Origin of the sequence: uncultured Roseibium sp. (assembly GCF_947496995.1) — a bacterium.
GTDB lineage: Bacteria > Pseudomonadota > Alphaproteobacteria > Rhizobiales > Stappiaceae > Roseibium.
This window is the reverse complement of the sequence record NZ_CANMFD010000011.1, coordinates 1-16,502: the sequence shown is the minus strand read 5'-3', so window position 1 is coordinate 16,502 and position 16,502 is coordinate 1. Positions and strand designations below refer to the sequence as shown.

Here is a 16,502-nt window from a genome sequence, read left to right as displayed (position 1 = left end):
TTGCCGTGGTCAACGTGGCCAATCGTGCCAATGTTAACGTGCGGCTTCGTGCGCTCAAATTTTTCTTTCGCCATCGGATTACTCCGTTTCTCTATTTCTTAATGACTACAAGAGGTTAAGGTCAGGCGTACTTCGCCTGAACCTCTTCGGCGACAGCCTGCGGCACCTGCTCGTAGTGATCGAACACCATCGAATACTGCGCGCGGCCCTGGGACATGGAACGCAGGTTGTTCACGTAACCAAACATGTTGGCCAGCGGAACCATGGCAGTGATGACCGTGACAACACCGCGATTTTCGGTGCCGGCAATCTGACCACGGCGGGAGTTCAAGTCGCCAATCACGTCACCCATGTAGTCTTCAGGGGTGACAACCTCGACCTTCATGATCGGCTCGAGAAGTTTCGGGCCGGCCTTCTGAATGCCTTCGCGGAAACCGGCACGGCCGGCGATCTCAAAGGCAAGAACGGACGAGTCAACGTCGTGATATGCACCGTCGGTCAGCGTCGCCTTGATATCGAGCATCGGGAACCCGGCAATCGGTCCGGAGGACATGACGCTTTCGATACCCTTGGAAACGCCCGGAATATATTCCTTCGGAACGTTACCGCCGACAATCTTGCTTTCGAAGACAAAGCCTTCGTTTGCTTCCGCCGGCTCAATGGTGAGCTTGATGCGGGCGAACTGGCCGGAACCACCGGACTGCTTCTTGTGGGTGTAATCCACTTCAGCAACCTTGGTGATGGTTTCGCGGTAGGCCACCTGCGGCGCACCGATATTCGCTTCGACCTTGAACTCGCGCTTCATGCGGTCGACGATGATGTCCAGGTGCAACTCGCCCATACCGGCGATGATGGTCTGACCGGATTCTTCATCAGTCTTCACGCGGAAGGACGGATCCTCGGCAGCCAGACGGTTCAGGGCGAGGCCCATCTTTTCCTGGTCGCTCTTGGTCTTCGGCTCGACGGCGATCTCAATGACCGGCTCGGGGAATTCCATGCGCTCCAGGATCACCGGCTTCAGCGGATCACAAAGCGTGTCGCCTGTCGTCGTGTCCTTCAGACCCGCAATCGCAACGATGTCGCCTGCATAGGCAATATCGATGTCTTCCCGGGAGTTGGAGTGCATTTGCATCATCCGGCCGACGCGCTCACGCTTGTCCTTCACGGTGTTGAGCAGGGACACGCCCTTGTTCAGAACACCGGAATAGATGCGGCAGAACGTCAGAGAGCCGACGAACGGATCGTTGGCGATCTTGAATGCCAGAAGACCGAGAGGCTCTTCGTCGGACGCCTTGCGCTCGATTTCAGCTTCGTTCGACGGGTCAATACCCTTGATCGCCGGAACTTCGATCGGGCTCGGCAGATAATCGACGACGGCGTCGAGAAGCGGCTGAACGCCCTTGTTCTTGAAAGCGGAACCGCAGAAGATCGGAACGAACTCGTTGTTGATCGTGCCTTTGCGGATCAACTTCTTGATCGTTTCGTTGGTGGGCTCTTCGCCTTCCAGGTAAGCTTCCGTGGCAGCTTCGTCGATCTCGACTACGGTTTCGATCAGGGCTTCGCGTGCTTCCTGAGCACGGTCAACCAGATCGGCCGGAATATCGACAACATCCCATGCAGCGCCGAGATTTTCGGACTGCCAGATCAGCGCCTTCATTTCCAGAAGATCGACGAGACCGGCAAAGTCGTTTTCCGCGCCAACCGGGATCTGCATGACCAGCGGAGTCGCGCCTAGGCGTTCCTTGATCATCTTGACGCAACGATCGAAATCGGCGCCCAGCTTGTCCATCTTGTTGACGAAGATCATCCGCGGAACGTGATACTTGTCGGCCTGGCGCCAGACAGTCTCGGTCTGCGGTTCGACACCAGCGTTCGCATCCAGAAGAGCGACGGCACCGTCGAGCACACGCAGGGACCGTTCAACTTCAATGGTGAAGTCAACGTGACCCGGGGTGTCGATGATGTTCAGACGCTTTTCTTTCCAGAAAGCGGTGGTCGCAGCAGAGGTGATCGTGATGCCACGCTCCTGCTCCTGCTCCATCCAGTCCATGGTGGCCGCGCCGTCATGGACTTCGCCGATCTTGTGGCTCTTGCCAGTGTAGTAGAGGATCCGCTCGGTCGTGGTCGTCTTGCCCGCATCGATGTGAGCCATGATGCCGAAGTTGCGGTAGTCCTCGATTTTATGCGTGCGCGCCATAGCGTCAGCCCTTCGAAGTCACAAATTACCAGCGATAGTGCGAGAACGCGCGGTTGGCATCGGCCATCCGGTGCGTGTCTTCGCGCTTCTTGACTGCGGTACCACGGTTGTTGGCCGCATCGAGCAGCTCGCCGGACAGGCGATCAACCATCGTGGTTTCGTTACGGTTGCGCGCGGCTGTGATCAGCCAGCGGATTGCCAGGGCCTGACGGCGCTCGGTACGAACTTCAACCGGCACCTGGTAGGTTGCACCACCAACACGGCGGGAGCGGACTTCCACTTGCGGCATGACGTTCTCAAGAGCCGCATGGAACACCTCGATCGGGTTCTCGCGCGCCTTGTTCTCGACGACGTCGAAGGCACCGTAGACGATGCGCTCGGCGGCGGATTTCTTGCCGTCGTACATGATCGAATTCATGAACTTGGTGACGACAACATCCCCGAACTTCGGATCCGGGTTGATTTCGCGTTTTTCAGCGCGGTGACGACGGGACATCTTGTGTGCTCCTTACTTCGGCCGCTTCGCGCCGTATTTCGAACGACGCTGCTTACGATCCTTGACACCCTGTGTATCGAGCACACCACGGATGATGTGGTAGCGAACACCGGGCAAATCCTTCACGCGGCCGCCGCGGATCATCACCACCGAGTGTTCCTGAAGGTTGTGACCTTCACCCGGGATGTATCCGATGACCTCGAACCCGTTGGTCAGGCGGATCTTGGCCACCTTACGCAGAGCCGAGTTCGGCTTCTTCGGAGTCGTCGTGTAGACGCGGGTGCAAACACCACGCTTCTGGGGGCAGGCCTCCATGGCCGGCACCTTGTTCCGCTTGGGCGGGTCTTTCCGCGGCTTGCGGATCAGCTGGTTGATGGTCGGCATTCTTTGCCCTTTACCTTGTCCATCCAAAAATTCGTATGCAACTGCAGTCCCTCGCTGACCCAACGCCCTGAAAGGAGAACCCTTCAAGACATGCAGAATCGCGCCCGCACGCTCCTGAGAGCGGCCGGCGCTGCGAAAAACCAGAGGACCACGAGTTGCCTCGCGGTCATGCAATCGACGCGTATTCGCCTATGTAACCCGGCAGCGTTTAAAAGGATTGGGTCCTGCGCTTAAGATCGCGCTGGACGGTTCACTCTTACCGCCTGCCCTTGGGATGCGCGGAAACTACTCATATGCACCCATTGCGTCAAGTGATTTATCGAAAAAACCGCATTTCCCGCAAAGGGAACCAGAGCGCCCTGTTTTCGACATGATTTCCGACCCTTAGGCCAATTTATCGAAACATTGTGACGGATGTTTTGTAATATTCTTTCGCTACCGGATTCCGCGAGCTTCGCAAGACGCCTCCCGGACAGGAATCGCCCGCCCCTGCGCAGCAAGGCAGCCATGCGGTTAGCGAAGTGCACGGCGACTCGCCCGTCGCACCGGAATCGCCGCGATGATGCGATCAAGCCGAGAAGGTCACGATCGCGACGTTGCCGGCAAGCGCATCCTGGTATGCGCCTTCATGGACATCGTCGTCCGGTTCGCCGTCCATCACCCCGATCTGGTCGAGTTCGGCTTCGGCGAAGCCCTGGGTGGACAGCGACTCCAGCGTCTTGCGCACGGCGTCGTCTTCATCGGCAGCGGTCAGCAGCGCATGGATCGTGATGGCGTCGTCCGGAGAAGCTTCCTCCTTCTCCCAGACCCTGCCGATCACGATGTAGACCACCGGCTCCATTTCCACGTCATTGTCATTCATGTCTCAGATCTCTTTTTACGCTTTATACAAGAAAGGCCGCCCGGAGGCGGCCTTTTTTATCGGGTCGGTTGGCGCGTCGCCGGTTATTCGGCTGCGCCCGTCATGTCTTCCAGAAGACCTTCCGCGGCGCTTTCCGAGGACTGCTGACGCTGCGCTTCCTGGATCAGGTCGTCGCGATGCGCTGCAATCTTGCGGATCCGCTTCATCACCCCACCGGTACCGGCCGGGATCAGACGGCCCACGATGACGTTCTCCTTCAGGCCGACAAGCGGGTCGGTCTTGCCGTTGACAGCCGCGTCGGTAAGAACGCGGGTCGTCTCCTGGAAGGAGGCGGCGGAGAAGAAGGACCGCGTCTGCAGGGACGCCTTGGTGATCCCAAGGAGAACCGGAGAGCCCTTCGCCGGATCGCGAGCCTTGTCGATGGCCCGGCGGTTGGCATCTTCGAAATCGAGCTTGTCGACCTGTTCGCCGGAGAAGAACTCCGTATCGCCCGGATCGGTAATCTCGATCTTCTGCAGCATCTGACGGACAATCACCTCGATGTGCTTGTCGTTGATGGTCACACCCTGCAACCGGTAGACTTCCTGGATCTCGTTGACGAGGTAAGCGGCAAGCGCCTCCACGCCTTTCACGGCCAGAATGTCGTGCGGAGCCGGGTTCCCGTCGAGAATGTACTCACCCTTTTCAATGGCATCGCCTTCCTGAAGATGGAAGTGCTTGCCTTTCGGGATGAGGTATTCGACGGGCTCTGCCCCTTCCTCGGACGGATCGATGATGACCCGGCGCTTGTTCTTGTAGTCGCGACCGAAGCGGATCGTGCCGTCGATTTCGGCAATGATCGCGTGATCCTTCGGACGACGGGCTTCGAACAATTCCGCAACACGCGGCAGACCACCGGTGATGTCCTTGGTCTTGGCACTTTCCAGCGGGATACGGGCCAGAACGTCACCAGCCTTGACGGTCGCGCCAGGCTGGACGGACAGGATCGCATCCACGGAAAGCATCAGACGGGCATCTGAGCCACGCTGGTTTTTCGAGATCTCGCCTTTTTCGTTCTTGACGACGATGGCCGGCTTCAGATCCGCACCGCGCTGGGAAGACCGCCAGTCGATGACAACACGCTTGGTGATGCCTGTCGCCTCGTCGGCCGTTTCCTGAACGGACGAACCGTCAACCAGATCCTCGAAGTCCACGGTACCGTCGACTTCAGCAAGCATCGGCCGGGTGTACGGATCCCATTCGGCAATCCGCTGACCGCGCTTGACCGCATCGCCCTCGTCCACATGCAGCCTGGAACCGTAGGCAACACGATGCACGGCGCGTTCATTGCCGTCGCTGTCGATGACAACGATGGACATGTTACGGACCATGGCAATCAGGTTGCCCTCGGAATCGCGCTGAACCGAACGGTTGCGGATCTTGATAGTGCCGTCGACGTTGGACTCGATGAACGAGCTGTCGACAACCTGCGCCGTACCGCCGATGTGGAACGTCCGCATCGTCAGCTGGGTGCCCGGCTCACCGATGGACTGCGCGGCGATAACGCCGACAGCTTCACCAAGGTTGACCGGAGTACCGCGGGCAAGGTCACGGCCGTAGCAGGTCCCGCACACGCCGGTCTCGGTTTCACAGGTCAGAACCGAACGGATCTTGATCTGCTGAACCTTGGCGGCCTCAACGGCGTCAACATCCTTTTCGTCGATCAGCTTGCCCTTTGGAACAAGCAGCTCGCCGGTCAGGTTGTTGAACACGTCTTCGGCGGTCGTACGGCCGAGAACGCGCATGCCGAGTGTGGCGATGACGTTACCGGCATCGACGATCGGCGCAACGGTGATGCCACGCTCGGAACCGCAATCCGGCTCCAGGATGATCGAATCCTGCGCGACATCCACCAGACGGCGGGTCAGGTAACCGGAGTTCGCGGTCTTCAGGGCGGTGTCGGCCAGACCCTTACGGGCACCGTGGGTGGAGTTGAAGTACTCCAGAACCGACAGGCCTTCCTTGAAGTTCGAGATGATCGGGTTCTCGATGATGGAACCGTCCGGCTTGGCCATAAGGCCACGCATGCCGGCCAGCTGCTTCATCTGCTGGGGCGAACCACGGGCACCGGAGTGGGACATCATGTAGACCGAGTTCATCGGCTTCTGGCGTCCGGTCTCTTCATCGATCTGGACCGCCTTGATGCGGGCCATCATCTCGTCGGCGATCTTGTCTGTGCATTTCGCCCAGGCATCAACCACCTTGTTGTACTTCTCACCCTGGGTGATCAGACCGTCATTGTACTGCTGCTCGTATTCGGTGGCGAGCGCGGTCGTTTCGGCTACCAGCTGTGTCTTGGTGTCCGGAATGACCATGTCGTCCATGCCGAAGGAAATGCCTGCCTTACAGGCGTTCCTGAAGCCGAGCTGCATGATCCGGTCACAGAAGATGACCGTCTCTTTCTGACCGCAGGCACGGTAGACCGTGTCGATCATCTTCGAGATGTCCTTCTTCGTCATCAGCTTGTTGCAGACGTCGAAGGGCACTTCGTGATGCTTGGGCAGAAGTTCCGCGATCAGCATGCGGCCCGGTGTGGTCTCGATGATTTCGGAAGTCGGATTGCCTTCCGCATCGATGTTCTTGTACCGGCCCCTGATCTTGGTGTGCAGCGTGATGACCTTGTTGGCCAGCGCGTGGTGGATCTCGCCGATGTCGCCGAAGGCCATGCCGTCACCCGGCTCGCCCTCTGCCATGATGGAGAGGTAGTAGAGACCGAGAACAATATCCTGCGACGGCACGATGATCGGGCCACCGTTTGCCGGGTGCAGAATGTTGTTGGTGGACATCATCAGCGTCCGCGCTTCCAGCTGGGCTTCCAGCGAAAGCGGTACGTGAACGGCCATCTGGTCGCCGTCGAAGTCGGCGTTGAACGCCGAGCAGACGAGCGGGTGCAGCTGGATAGCCTTGCCTTCGATCAGCGTCGGTTCGAACGCCTGAATGCCCAGACGGTGCAGGGTCGGCGCGCGGTTCAGCAGAACCGGGTGTTCGCGGATCACCTCGTCCAGGATATCCCAGACTTCGGGGCGTTCCTTTTCCACCAGCTTCTTGGCCTGCTTGACCGTCGAGGAGAAGCCCTTGGCGTCAAGACGCGAATAGATGAACGGCTTGAACAGCTCGAGCGCCATCTTCTTCGGCAGTCCGCACTGATGCAGCTTCAGTTCCGGACCCACGGTGATCACCGAACGGCCGGAATAGTCGACGCGCTTGCCGAGCAGGTTCTGACGGAAGCGGCCCTGCTTGCCTTTCAGCATGTCGGACAGCGACTTCAACGGACGCTTGTTGGCACCGGTGATGACACGGCCACGGCGGCCGTTGTCGAACAGGGCGTCAACGGACTCCTGCAGCATGCGCTTTTCGTTCCGGATAATGATATCCGGAGCACGCAGTTCCATCAGCCGGCGCAGACGGTTGTTCCGGTTGATCACGCGGCGGTACAGATCGTTCAGATCCGAGGTCGCGAACCGGCCGCCGTCAAGCGGTACCAGCGGACGAAGGTCCGGCGGGATGACCGGAACAACGGTCATGATCATCCATTCCGGACGGTTGCCCGATTCCATGAAGGCTTCGATGACCTTCAGGCGCTTGGCCAGTTTCTTCGGCTTCAGCTCGGTGGTCGCCTCGGCGATTTCCTGGCGCAGCTTCTCGCTCTCGCGCTCCAGATCCATGCTCATCAGGATCTCACGGATCGCTTCGGCACCGATCATGGCCGTGAAGGCATCCTCGCCATACTCTTCCTGAGCATTGGCGAAGTCTTCTTCCGACAGCAGCTGGTGCTGCTTGAGCGGCGTCAGGCCCGGCTCGAGAACCACGTAGTTCTCGAAGTAGAGAACCCGCTCCAGATCCTTCAGCGTCATATCGAGCAGCAGGCCGATGCGGCTCGGCAGCGACTTCAGGAACCAGATGTGAGCGACCGGTGCGGCCAGCTCGATATGGCCCATGCGCTCGCGGCGAACCCGCGACAGGGTGACTTCGACGCCACACTTTTCGCAGATGACGCCCTTGTACTTCATGCGCTTGTATTTGCCGCACAGGCACTCGTAGTCCTTGATCGGACCGAAGATGCGTGCGCAGAACAGGCCGTCGCGCTCGGGCTTGAACGTACGGTAGTTGATGGTCTCCGGCTTTTTGATTTCGCCGAAAGACCATGACAAAATCTTCTCCGGGCTCGCGAGCGAAATCCGGATATTGTCGAAGGTCTGTGCGGGAGCCTGTTGATTGAACAGGTTCATGACCTCATGATTCATGGTCCATCTCCTTCGATGCACGGGCGGGAAGCGGGCGTTGTTGCCCCTCCCCGTCACCGGCATACCAAGTCATTCGGGGTCCGTTGCCGGGGTTACTCTGCAGCGTCTGCAGTTTCTTCCCCGGCAATCATGGGCTTGTCATTACGTTGAAGTTCAACGTTGAGACCCAGCGACCGCATTTCCTTCACGAGCACGTTGAAGCTTTCCGGAATGCCCGCCTCGAATGTGTCGTCGCCGCGAACGATGGCCTCATAGACCTTCGTACGGCCGGCAACGTCATCCGACTTGACCGTGAGCATTTCCTGCAGCGTGTAGGCTGCACCGTAAGCTTCAAGAGCCCAGACTTCCATTTCCCCGAAGCGCTGTCCGCCGAACTGCGCCTTACCACCCAGCGGCTGCTGGGTAACAAGCGAGTACGGGCCGATCGAACGGGCATGGATCTTGTCATCGACCAGGTGGTGGAGCTTCAGCATGTAGATGTAGCCCACGGTCACCTTGCGGTCGAATTCCTCACCGGTCCGGCCATCATAGAGGACGGACTGTCCGCTCTGATCGTAGCCGGCGATGTTGAGCGCATCGACCACGTCCGGTTCGCGGGCACCATCGAAGACCGGCGTTGCAATTGAAACGCCCTTCTTCAGCTGGTCCGCCAGGCGCACGATGCTCTCGTCATCATATTCCTGAACGGGATCGCCCTTGAGGTTGTCGCCGTAGATCTCGACGATCTTGCCACGCAGCTCGTTGATCTCGCCGGACTTCCTGTACTCTTCGTAGAGTTCACCGATCCGGTTGCCCATGCCGCGGCAGGCCCAGCCCAGATGGGTCTCCAGGATCTGACCGACGTTCATGCGCGACGGCACGCCGAGCGGGTTCAACACGATGTCGACATGGGTACCGTCCGCAAGGAACGGCATGTCTTCACACGGGTTGATCTTGGACACCACGCCCTTGTTGCCGTGACGGCCGGCCATCTTGTCGCCCGGCTGAAGCTTGCGCTTCACGGCAACGAAGACCTTGACCATCTTCATGACGCCCGGCGGCAGTTCGTCTCCGCGCTGCAGCTTCTCGACCTTGTCGATGAAGCGCTGCTCGAGGCGCTTGCGGCTGTCGTCATACTGACCGCGCAGAGCTTCGATCTCGGACATGAACTTCTCGTCGTCGCTGGCAAACTGCCACCACTGCGAGCGCGGGAAGTCGTTGAGAACGTCCCCGGTCAGTTCGGTATCCTTCTTGAAGCCCTTGGGGCCGGCAATGGCGGACTTGCCCATCAGCATCTCGGCCAGACGGCCATAGACGTTGCGGTCAAGGATCGCCTGTTCATCGTCGCGGTCCTTCGCCAGACGCTCGATTTCCTCGCGCTCGATGGCCATCGCACGCTCGTCTTTTTCAACGCCGTGGCGGTTGAAGACGCGCACTTCGACGACCGTACCGGAAACGCCCGGCGGCAGACGCAGGGACGTGTCGCGGACATCGGAGGCCTTTTCACCGAAGATGGCACGCAGAAGCTTTTCTTCCGGCGTCATCGGGCTTTCGCCCTTCGGTGTGATCTTGCCGACGAGGATGTCGCCCGGATGAAGTTCGGCGCCGATATAGACGATGCCGGCTTCGTCGAGGTTCTTCAGCGCTTCTTCCGAAACGTTCGGAATGTCGCGGGTGATTTCCTCAGGTCCAAGCTTGGTATCACGAGCCATCACCTCGAATTCTTCAAGGTGGATGGACGTGAACACGTCGTCGGAAACGATCCGTTCGGACAGGAGGATGGAATCCTCGAAGTTGTAGCCGTTCCAGGGCATGAACGCGACAAGCACGTTCTTGCCGAGCGCCAGATCGCCGAGGTCGGTCGACGGACCGTCCGCGATGATATCGCCCTTGTTGATCTTGTCGCCCACACGCACCAGCGGACGCTGGTTGATGCAGGTGTTCTGGTTGGACCGCTGGAACTTCTGCAGACGGTAGATGTCGACGCCGGACTTGCCCGGATCGAGGTCTTCCGTCGCGCGGATAACGATACGGGTGGCATCCACCTGGTCGACCACGCCTGCGCGGCGGGCACCGATGGCGGCGCCGGAATCGCGTGCCACGATCGGCTCCATGCCGGTGCCGACGAACGGCGCTTCAGCGCGCACCAGAGGCACGGCCTGACGCTGCATGTTCGAGCCCATCAGAGCGCGGTTCGCGTCATCGTTTTCCAGGAACGGAATGAGCGCGGCTGCGACCGAAACAAGCTGTTTCGGCGACACGTCCATCAGGTCCACCTTTTCAGACGGAACCATCATGTTTTCACCGGCGTGACGGCAGGTGATCAGCTCTTCCGTGAACTTGCCGTCGTCATCATAGACCGCATTGGACTGAGCCACATAGTGCTTGGCTTCCTCCATGGCGGACAGATAGACGACTTCGTTGGTTACGGCGGAGTCTTTCACCTTGCGGTACGGGCTTTCGATAAAGCCGTACTTGTTCACACGGGCAAAGGTCGCAAGCGAGTTGATCAGGCCGATGTTCGGACCTTCCGGGGTCTCGATCGGACAGATACGGCCGTAATGCGTCGGGTGAACGTCACGGACTTCGAAGCCCGCACGTTCACGGGTCAAGCCGCCCGGCCCGAGAGCCGAAAGACGGCGCTTGTGAGTGACTTCCGACAGCGGGTTGGTCTGATCCATGAACTGCGACAGCTGCGAGGAGCCGAAGAATTCACGCACGGCGGCAGCCGCCGGCTTGGCATTGATCAGGTCCTGCGGCATCACCGTGTCGATCTCAACAGAGCTCATCCGCTCCTTGATCGCACGCTCCATGCGCAGAAGTCCGACGCGATACTGATTTTCCATCAGCTCGCCGACGGACCGCACACGGCGGTTGCCGAGGTTGTCGATGTCGTCGATCTCGCCCCTGCCGTCGCGCAGGTCCAGAAGAACCCGGATGACTTCCAGAATATCTTCCTTGCGCAGCGTGCGAACGGTGTCCTCGCACTCCACGTCGAGACGCATGTTCATCTTCACGCGGCCGACCGCAGACAGGTCGTAGCGTTCGCCGTCGAAGAACAGCGACTGGAACATCGCTTCGGCGGTGTCGATGGTGGGCGGCTCGCCCGGGCGCATCACGCGGTAGATGTCGAACAGCGCGTCTTCGCGGGATTCGTTCTTGTCGACCGCAAGCGTGTTGCGGATATAGGCGCCGGTGTTCACATGGTCGATATCGAGTATCGACAGTTCGCCATACCCGCGCTCGACCAGTTCTTCCAGCAGCTTGCCGGTGATTTCCGCTCCGGCTTCGGCGTAGATCTCACCGCTCGTCGCATCGACGATGTCCTCGGCGAGATACTGCCCGTGCAAGTCCTCGTCGGTAACCTTCAGGGCGGTGACGCCCTTTTCGTCAAGCTGCTTGATGGTGCGCGCGGTAATCTTGCGGCCGCCTTCTACGACGACTTCGCCGCTGTCGGCGTCGATCAGGTCGTAAGAGGCCTTGGTGCCCTTCAGCCGGCTGCCGTCGAACGGCATGCGCCAGGAACCGTCTTTCTGACGGGTATAGTCGACGCGCTCATAGAAGGTGTTGAGGATCTCTTCGCCGTCGAGGCCCAGAGCCATCAGCAGCGATGTGACCGGAATCTTGCGGCGACGGTCGATGCGCGCATGTACGATGTCCTTGGCGTCGAACTCGATGTCGAGCCAGGAGCCGCGATAGGGGATCACGCGGGCTGCGAACAGCAGCTTGCCGGACGAATGGGTCTTGCCCTTGTCATGATCGAAGAACACGCCCGGAGAACGGTGCATCTGGGAGACGATCACACGCTCGGTACCGTTGACGATGAAGGTGCCGTTGTCGGTCATGAACGGCATGTCGCCCATGTAGACATCCTGTTCCTTGATGTCTTTGACGGACTTGGCGCCGGTATCTTCGTCGACGTCGAACACGATGAGGCGCAGGGTGACCTTCAGCGGCGCGGCGAAGGTCATGTCGCGCTGACGGCACTCATCGACATCGTATTTGGGAGCTTCGAATTCGAAGGAAACAAATTCCAGAAGGGAAGTGCCCGCAAAATCGGAAATCGGAAACACGGACTGGAAGACAGCTTCAAGGCCTTCCACTTTGCGGCCGCCACCCGGCATCTCGTCGACCTGCAGAAACTGGTCGTAGGATGCTTTTTGAACCTCGATGAGATTGGGCATTGCCGCGACATCGCGGATCGATCCGTAGTATTTACGGACCTTTTTGCGACCGTTGAACGTTTGGGTCATTGTCGCTCCTCGTATCGGCCGGGTAACGGCTTCCCGAAACGCCCCTTATCCAATCGGGCCAGCGCCCGGGCGCTTCGGAAAACCGTCCCCCTGGATCAACCTGCCTTGAAGTGCCATCACCTCAAGTCGGACCGGTTGATCGGTCTAAGGGGTCCAGAGCATCTTGTTCTGCGTCCTCTCGAACGCAGGATGCCCTAGTGGGACTTTTGCCCCGGAAACGGGAAGGACCCGCCGGGGCAATAAACGGTCCCGGGAAACCCGGGACCGTCTGAAAGGCAAAAAGCCTTTGTTACTTCAGCTCTACAGAAGCGCCTGCTTCTTCGAGCTTCTTCTTCAGCTCTTCAGCTTCGTCTTTGCCAACGCCTTCCTTGACCGGCTTCGGAGCGCCTTCGACGAGCTCCTTAGCTTCTTTCAGGCCAAGACCGGTGATTGCACGGACTTCCTTGATGACGTTGATTTTCTTGTCGCCGGCGGCGGTCAGAACAACGTCAAATTCGGTTTTCTCTTCAGCAGCGGCACCTGCATCGCCACCACCGGCAGCAGCAGCGACAGCAACCGGAGCAGCGGCGGAAACGCCCCACTTTTCTTCCAGAAGCTTGGACAGTTCAGCCGCTTCCATGACGGTCAATGCGGACAGGTCGTCTACGAGCTTTTCAAGATCAGCCATTTTTCAGTACCTTTAGTTCGAACCAATATCGGTTACGTCAGACAGTGTGTTTGGACGCCTTACGCGGCCTCATCCTTCGCGGCATACGCGCCGAAGACGCGGGCAAGCTGCCCGGCCGGTGCGTTGACAACCTGGGCAATCCGGGATGCCGGGGTCTGAACCATGCCAACCAGTTTCGCGCGCAGCTCATCGAGCGACGGCATGGTTGCCAGAGACTTGACCCCATCCGGGTTCAGGTTGGTTGTGCCAAGAGCACCGCCAAGAATCGCAAACTTTTCGTTTGCCTTGGCGAAGTCGACGGCTGCTTTCGGAGCGGCTACCGGATCGTCGGAGTAGACGAGTACGGTCGGGCCCTGAAACAGGTCGGAGATGTGCTCAAGGTCGGTGCCTTGAAGGGCGAGTTTGATAAGGCGGTTTTTCGCGACTTTTACAGTGCCGCCGGCTTCACGCACAGACGCCCGCAATGCGGTCATCTGAGCAACCGAAAGACCTGCATAGTGCGCAACGACAACAACACTGGTTTTACCCAGCTCGGTGTTGAGAGACGTCACGAACTCGTGCTTTTCCGCTCTTTCCACTTGCCTTCTCCATTTGGCGGCGTCACCGCCGCCGGTTTACCTTTGCCGCCTGGCGGATGGTCCCGAACCCGGAACCGTCCCGCTGGACGACGCTCAGGGTCCTGTCCCCTCACCTTCACGCCAGTGCGGCGCGCGGCAAGGTCTGGTTCGAACCGAGGTTTTCCGCCTGCGCGGAGAATTCGGTTCTCACCCATCTATGCAGGCCTTGATGGCTTAAGCCGGTTTCCCGGCACCTGCAGTCTCGGACAGGGTGACCCGGCGGCGAACCGCCGGATCTTTCCGGCCTTGCGGCCGAAATCTTGGTTTCAATCCGGGAAAACCGGATTATTCGCCAGCAATGCTGGCCAGATCCACTTTCAGGCCCGGGCCCATCGTCGAGGAAACGGCGATGCGCTTCAGGTAGGAACCTTTCGAGCCGGAAGGCTTTGCCTTCTGGACGGCGTCGATCAGAGCCTTGACGTTCTCGGTGATCGCCTCTTCGGAGAACGACACCTTGCCGACGCCTGCATGTACGATACCGGCCTTTTCGACGCGGAACTGCACTGCGCCGCCCTTGGCATCGTTCACAGCGGACGTGACGTCCGGGGTCACGGTGCCGATTTTCGGGTTCGGCATAAGACCGCGCGGGCCGAGCACCTTACCGAGACGGCCGACCAGCGGCATCATGTCCGGAGTCGCGATGCAGCGATCGAAATCGATCTTGCCGCCCTGGACTTCCTGAACCAGCTCTTCCGCACCGACGATGTCGGCGCCTGCAGCTTTGGCTTCGTCAGCCTTGTCGCCACGGGCGAACACGGCGACGCGGACACTTTTGCCCGTACCGTTCGGCAGCACGCACACGCCGCGGACCATCTGGTCTGCATGGCGCGGATCGACACCGAGGTTGATCGCGATTTCGACGGTTTCGTCGAACTTCGTCTTGGAGCGTTCCTTCACGAGACCGATGGCCTCATTCAGCGAATATTCCTTGTTACGGTCGAGGCCTTCACGAGCGGCCTTGGTACGTTTTCCAATTTTCGCCATGATCTTACTCCGATACCTCAATGCCCATGGACCGGGCGGAACCTTCGACCATCAGCATCGCAGCTTCGATGTTGTTGGCGTTCAGGTCCTTCATCTTGGCTTCGGCGATTTCCTTCACCTGAGCCTTGGTCACGGAACCGACCGTGCCGCGGCCCGGGGTCTGGGAGCCCTTCTGCAGCTTGGAAGCCTTCTTCAGGAAGAAGCTGACCGGAGCCGTCTTCACTTCGAAAGTGAAGGACTTGTCGGAGTAGTAAGTAATCACGGTCGGGCACGGAGCGCCCTTCTCGACATCCTGGGTCTGCGCGTTGAACGCCTTGCAGAATTCCATGATGTTGAGACCACGCTGACCGAGCGCCGGCCCGATGGGCGGCGACGGGGTCGCGGATCCTGCAGGCACCTGAAGCTTCAGGAAGCCATCAATTTTCTTCGCCATATCTGTCTCCAGTCATTCGCAGCCGGACGGCAATCCGCCTGCATGGGAGCTGGTGGTGCGGCCCTTGCCGATGCCCGGCGAAGAGCATCAGGACCTTCCACCCGTTTCATCCCGTCGGTTGCCCTTGAGGCAGTCCGGACGGGCACTCAAGCCGCCTTTCGAACAGTCCGCTTCCACATGACGTCACATGAAGGCGGTCCGACAGGAAGACGGCAAACAGTCAGAGCTTGTCGACCTGACCGAATTCCAGTTCCACCGGGGTTGCACGGCCGAAGATCGACACGGCCACCTTGAGGCGCGCACGCTCGTCGTCGACTTCCTCGACCAAGCCGGAGAAGGATGCGAACGGTCCATCGGACACACGCACCTGCTCGCCCACTTCGAAGGTGACGGACGGCTTCGGACGATCCACGCCTTCCTGAACCTGGTTCAGGATGCGCAGGGCTTCCTTTTCCGGGATCGGCATCGGCTTCTGGTCGGAGCCCAGGAAACCGGTGACTTTCGGCGTGTCCTTGATCAGGTGAAACGCTTCGTTGGTCATGTCCATCTTCACCAGGACATAGCCCGGGAAGAACTTGCGCTCTGCGTCCACCTTGCGGCCGCGGCGCACTTCGACAACCTTTTCCATCGGAACGAGAATTTCCTCGAAAAGATCGGACAGGCCTTTCTGCTCGGCCTTTTCGCGAATGGACTCGGCGACCTTCTTCTCAAAATTGGAATAGGCGTGCACAATGTACCAGCGCTTGGCCATAGATCTCAGTTCCGTTTCTTGTTCTTTGTCTTCAGACCGGGCGGCAGGCTTCAACTAGCCGCCGACACCCAGCACATAGCCGATTCCGAGGCTCATCAGCTGATCCGCCACGAGAAAAAAGATCGAGGCGATCATCACCATGATGAACACCATGACGGTGGTCACGGCGGTCTCGCGGCGCGTCGGCCAAGTTACCTTGGACGTTTCAGAGCGCACTTCCTGGATGAATTTGAAGGGATTGGTCTTCGCCATTCCGGTTCCGGTCTGTTAAATACGAGTGGGCGCGCGAAATTACTTCGCGCGCCTCACTCGAGGAAACTCTTAAGCCCTCGAGGGCGATTAATCAAGAGCAAATTGGCAGGGGCAGCAGGGTTCGAACCCGCGACCTACGGTTTTGGAGACCGTCGCTCTACCAGCTGAGCTATACCCCTACAAAAGAACCGCCTGCGGCGATCCCGCTCCTGATACCCCCTGATGCCGCGTACCGCAACATGTAAGAGGGCAGACTGCCGGGCACAAGCCCGGCAGTCGGTTTCATCTTAAGCGATGATGGATGCAACGACGCCGGCGCCGACGGTACGGCCACCTTCGCGGAT

12 protein-coding genes, 1 tRNA gene and 1 pseudogene are annotated in these 16,502 nt (G+C 59.3%); all 14 read right to left on the bottom strand.

Annotated elements, in window-relative coordinates; all coding sequences use genetic code 11:
- Positions 1-74: pseudogene (locus Q1B40_RS24610) on the bottom strand (elongation factor Tu); the annotation flags it as partial.
- Between the two features lie 47 nt (positions 75-121).
- The gene (fusA, locus tag Q1B40_RS24605; protein ID WP_299821224.1) at positions 122-2,197 is read right to left on the bottom strand and encodes an elongation factor G; all 2,076 of its coding nucleotides are present in this window, start codon (positions 2,195-2,197) and stop codon (positions 122-124) included.
- Between the two features lie 25 nt (positions 2,198-2,222).
- Positions 2,223-2,693: a 30S ribosomal protein S7 gene (gene rpsG, locus Q1B40_RS24600; protein WP_068419973.1), complete on the bottom strand. Its 471-nt coding sequence runs from the start codon at positions 2,691-2,693 to the stop codon at positions 2,223-2,225.
- 12 nt (positions 2,694-2,705) lie between these two features.
- On the bottom strand, positions 2,706-3,077 hold the full coding sequence (gene rpsL / locus Q1B40_RS24595; RefSeq protein ID WP_006936459.1) for a 30S ribosomal protein S12: 372 nt from the start codon (positions 3,075-3,077) through the stop codon (positions 2,706-2,708).
- A gap of 568 nt (positions 3,078-3,645) precedes the next feature.
- Entirely contained in the window at positions 3,646-3,939 is a 294-nt protein-coding gene (locus Q1B40_RS24590; RefSeq protein WP_299821220.1) for a regulator, read from the bottom strand.
- Positions 3,940-4,022: 83 nt separating this feature from the next.
- A complete protein-coding gene (gene rpoC, locus Q1B40_RS24585) occupies positions 4,023-8,222 on the bottom strand; it encodes a DNA-directed RNA polymerase subunit beta' (protein ID WP_299821217.1) in 4,200 nt (1,399 codons plus the stop codon).
- Between the two features lie 92 nt (positions 8,223-8,314).
- On the bottom strand, positions 8,315-12,454 hold the full coding sequence (gene rpoB, locus Q1B40_RS24580) for a DNA-directed RNA polymerase subunit beta (RefSeq protein WP_299821214.1): 4,140 nt from the start codon (positions 12,452-12,454) through the stop codon (positions 8,315-8,317).
- Between the two features lie 289 nt (positions 12,455-12,743).
- Complete coding sequence (gene rplL, locus Q1B40_RS24575; RefSeq protein ID WP_299821210.1) at positions 12,744-13,121, bottom strand: 50S ribosomal protein L7/L12; 378 nt, start codon at positions 13,119-13,121, stop codon at positions 12,744-12,746.
- A gap of 59 nt (positions 13,122-13,180) precedes the next feature.
- Positions 13,181-13,699, bottom strand: a complete 519-nt coding sequence (rplJ, locus tag Q1B40_RS24570) for a 50S ribosomal protein L10 (protein ID WP_299821207.1) — start codon at positions 13,697-13,699, stop codon at positions 13,181-13,183.
- Positions 13,700-14,023: 324 nt separating this feature from the next.
- Positions 14,024-14,722, bottom strand: a complete 699-nt coding sequence (gene rplA / locus Q1B40_RS24565) for a 50S ribosomal protein L1 (protein WP_299821204.1) — start codon at positions 14,720-14,722, stop codon at positions 14,024-14,026.
- Positions 14,723-14,726: 4 nt separating this feature from the next.
- Positions 14,727-15,155 (bottom strand): 50S ribosomal protein L11, encoded by a 429-nt coding sequence (rplK, locus tag Q1B40_RS24560; RefSeq protein ID WP_299821202.1) that lies wholly within the window; start codon positions 15,153-15,155, stop codon positions 14,727-14,729.
- Between the two features lie 220 nt (positions 15,156-15,375).
- Entirely contained in the window at positions 15,376-15,906 is a 531-nt protein-coding gene (nusG, locus tag Q1B40_RS24555; protein WP_299821199.1) for a transcription termination/antitermination protein NusG, read from the bottom strand.
- 54 nt (positions 15,907-15,960) lie between these two features.
- Positions 15,961-16,158, bottom strand: coding sequence for a preprotein translocase subunit SecE (gene secE / locus Q1B40_RS24550; protein WP_068419992.1), 198 nt, complete (start codon positions 16,156-16,158; stop codon positions 15,961-15,963).
- Between the two features lie 103 nt (positions 16,159-16,261).
- Positions 16,262-16,337, bottom strand: a tRNA-Trp gene (locus Q1B40_RS24545).
- Positions 16,338-16,502 lie beyond the last annotated feature (165 nt).

What these genes read in the sequence shown, in the direction of transcription:
- fusA (WP_299821224.1), bottom strand. Translation starts at nt 2,197, where the DNA reads ATGGCGCGCACGCATAAAATCGAGGACTACCGCAACTTCGGCATCATG.
- rpsG (WP_068419973.1), bottom strand. Translation starts at nt 2,693, where the DNA reads ATGTCCCGTCGTCACCGCGCTGAAAAACGCGAAATCAACCCGGATCCG.
- rpsL (WP_006936459.1), bottom strand. Translation starts at nt 3,077, where the DNA reads ATGCCGACCATCAACCAGCTGATCCGCAAGCCGCGGAAAGACCCGCCC.
- Q1B40_RS24590 (WP_299821220.1), bottom strand. Translation starts at nt 3,939, where the DNA reads ATGAATGACAATGACGTGGAAATGGAGCCGGTGGTCTACATCGTGATC.
- rpoC (WP_299821217.1), bottom strand. Translation starts at nt 8,222, where the DNA reads ATGAATCATGAGGTCATGAACCTGTTCAATCAACAGGCTCCCGCACAG.
- rpoB (WP_299821214.1), bottom strand. Translation starts at nt 12,454, where the DNA reads ATGACCCAAACGTTCAACGGTCGCAAAAAGGTCCGTAAATACTACGGA.
- rplL (WP_299821210.1), bottom strand. Translation starts at nt 13,121, where the DNA reads ATGGCTGATCTTGAAAAGCTCGTAGACGACCTGTCCGCATTGACCGTC.
- rplA (WP_299821204.1), bottom strand. Translation starts at nt 14,722, where the DNA reads ATGGCGAAAATTGGAAAACGTACCAAGGCCGCTCGTGAAGGCCTCGAC.
- rplK (WP_299821202.1), bottom strand. Translation starts at nt 15,155, where the DNA reads ATGGCGAAGAAAATTGATGGCTTCCTGAAGCTTCAGGTGCCTGCAGGA.
- nusG (WP_299821199.1), bottom strand. Translation starts at nt 15,906, where the DNA reads ATGGCCAAGCGCTGGTACATTGTGCACGCCTATTCCAATTTTGAGAAG.
- secE (WP_068419992.1), bottom strand. Translation starts at nt 16,158, where the DNA reads ATGGCGAAGACCAATCCCTTCAAATTCATCCAGGAAGTGCGCTCTGAA.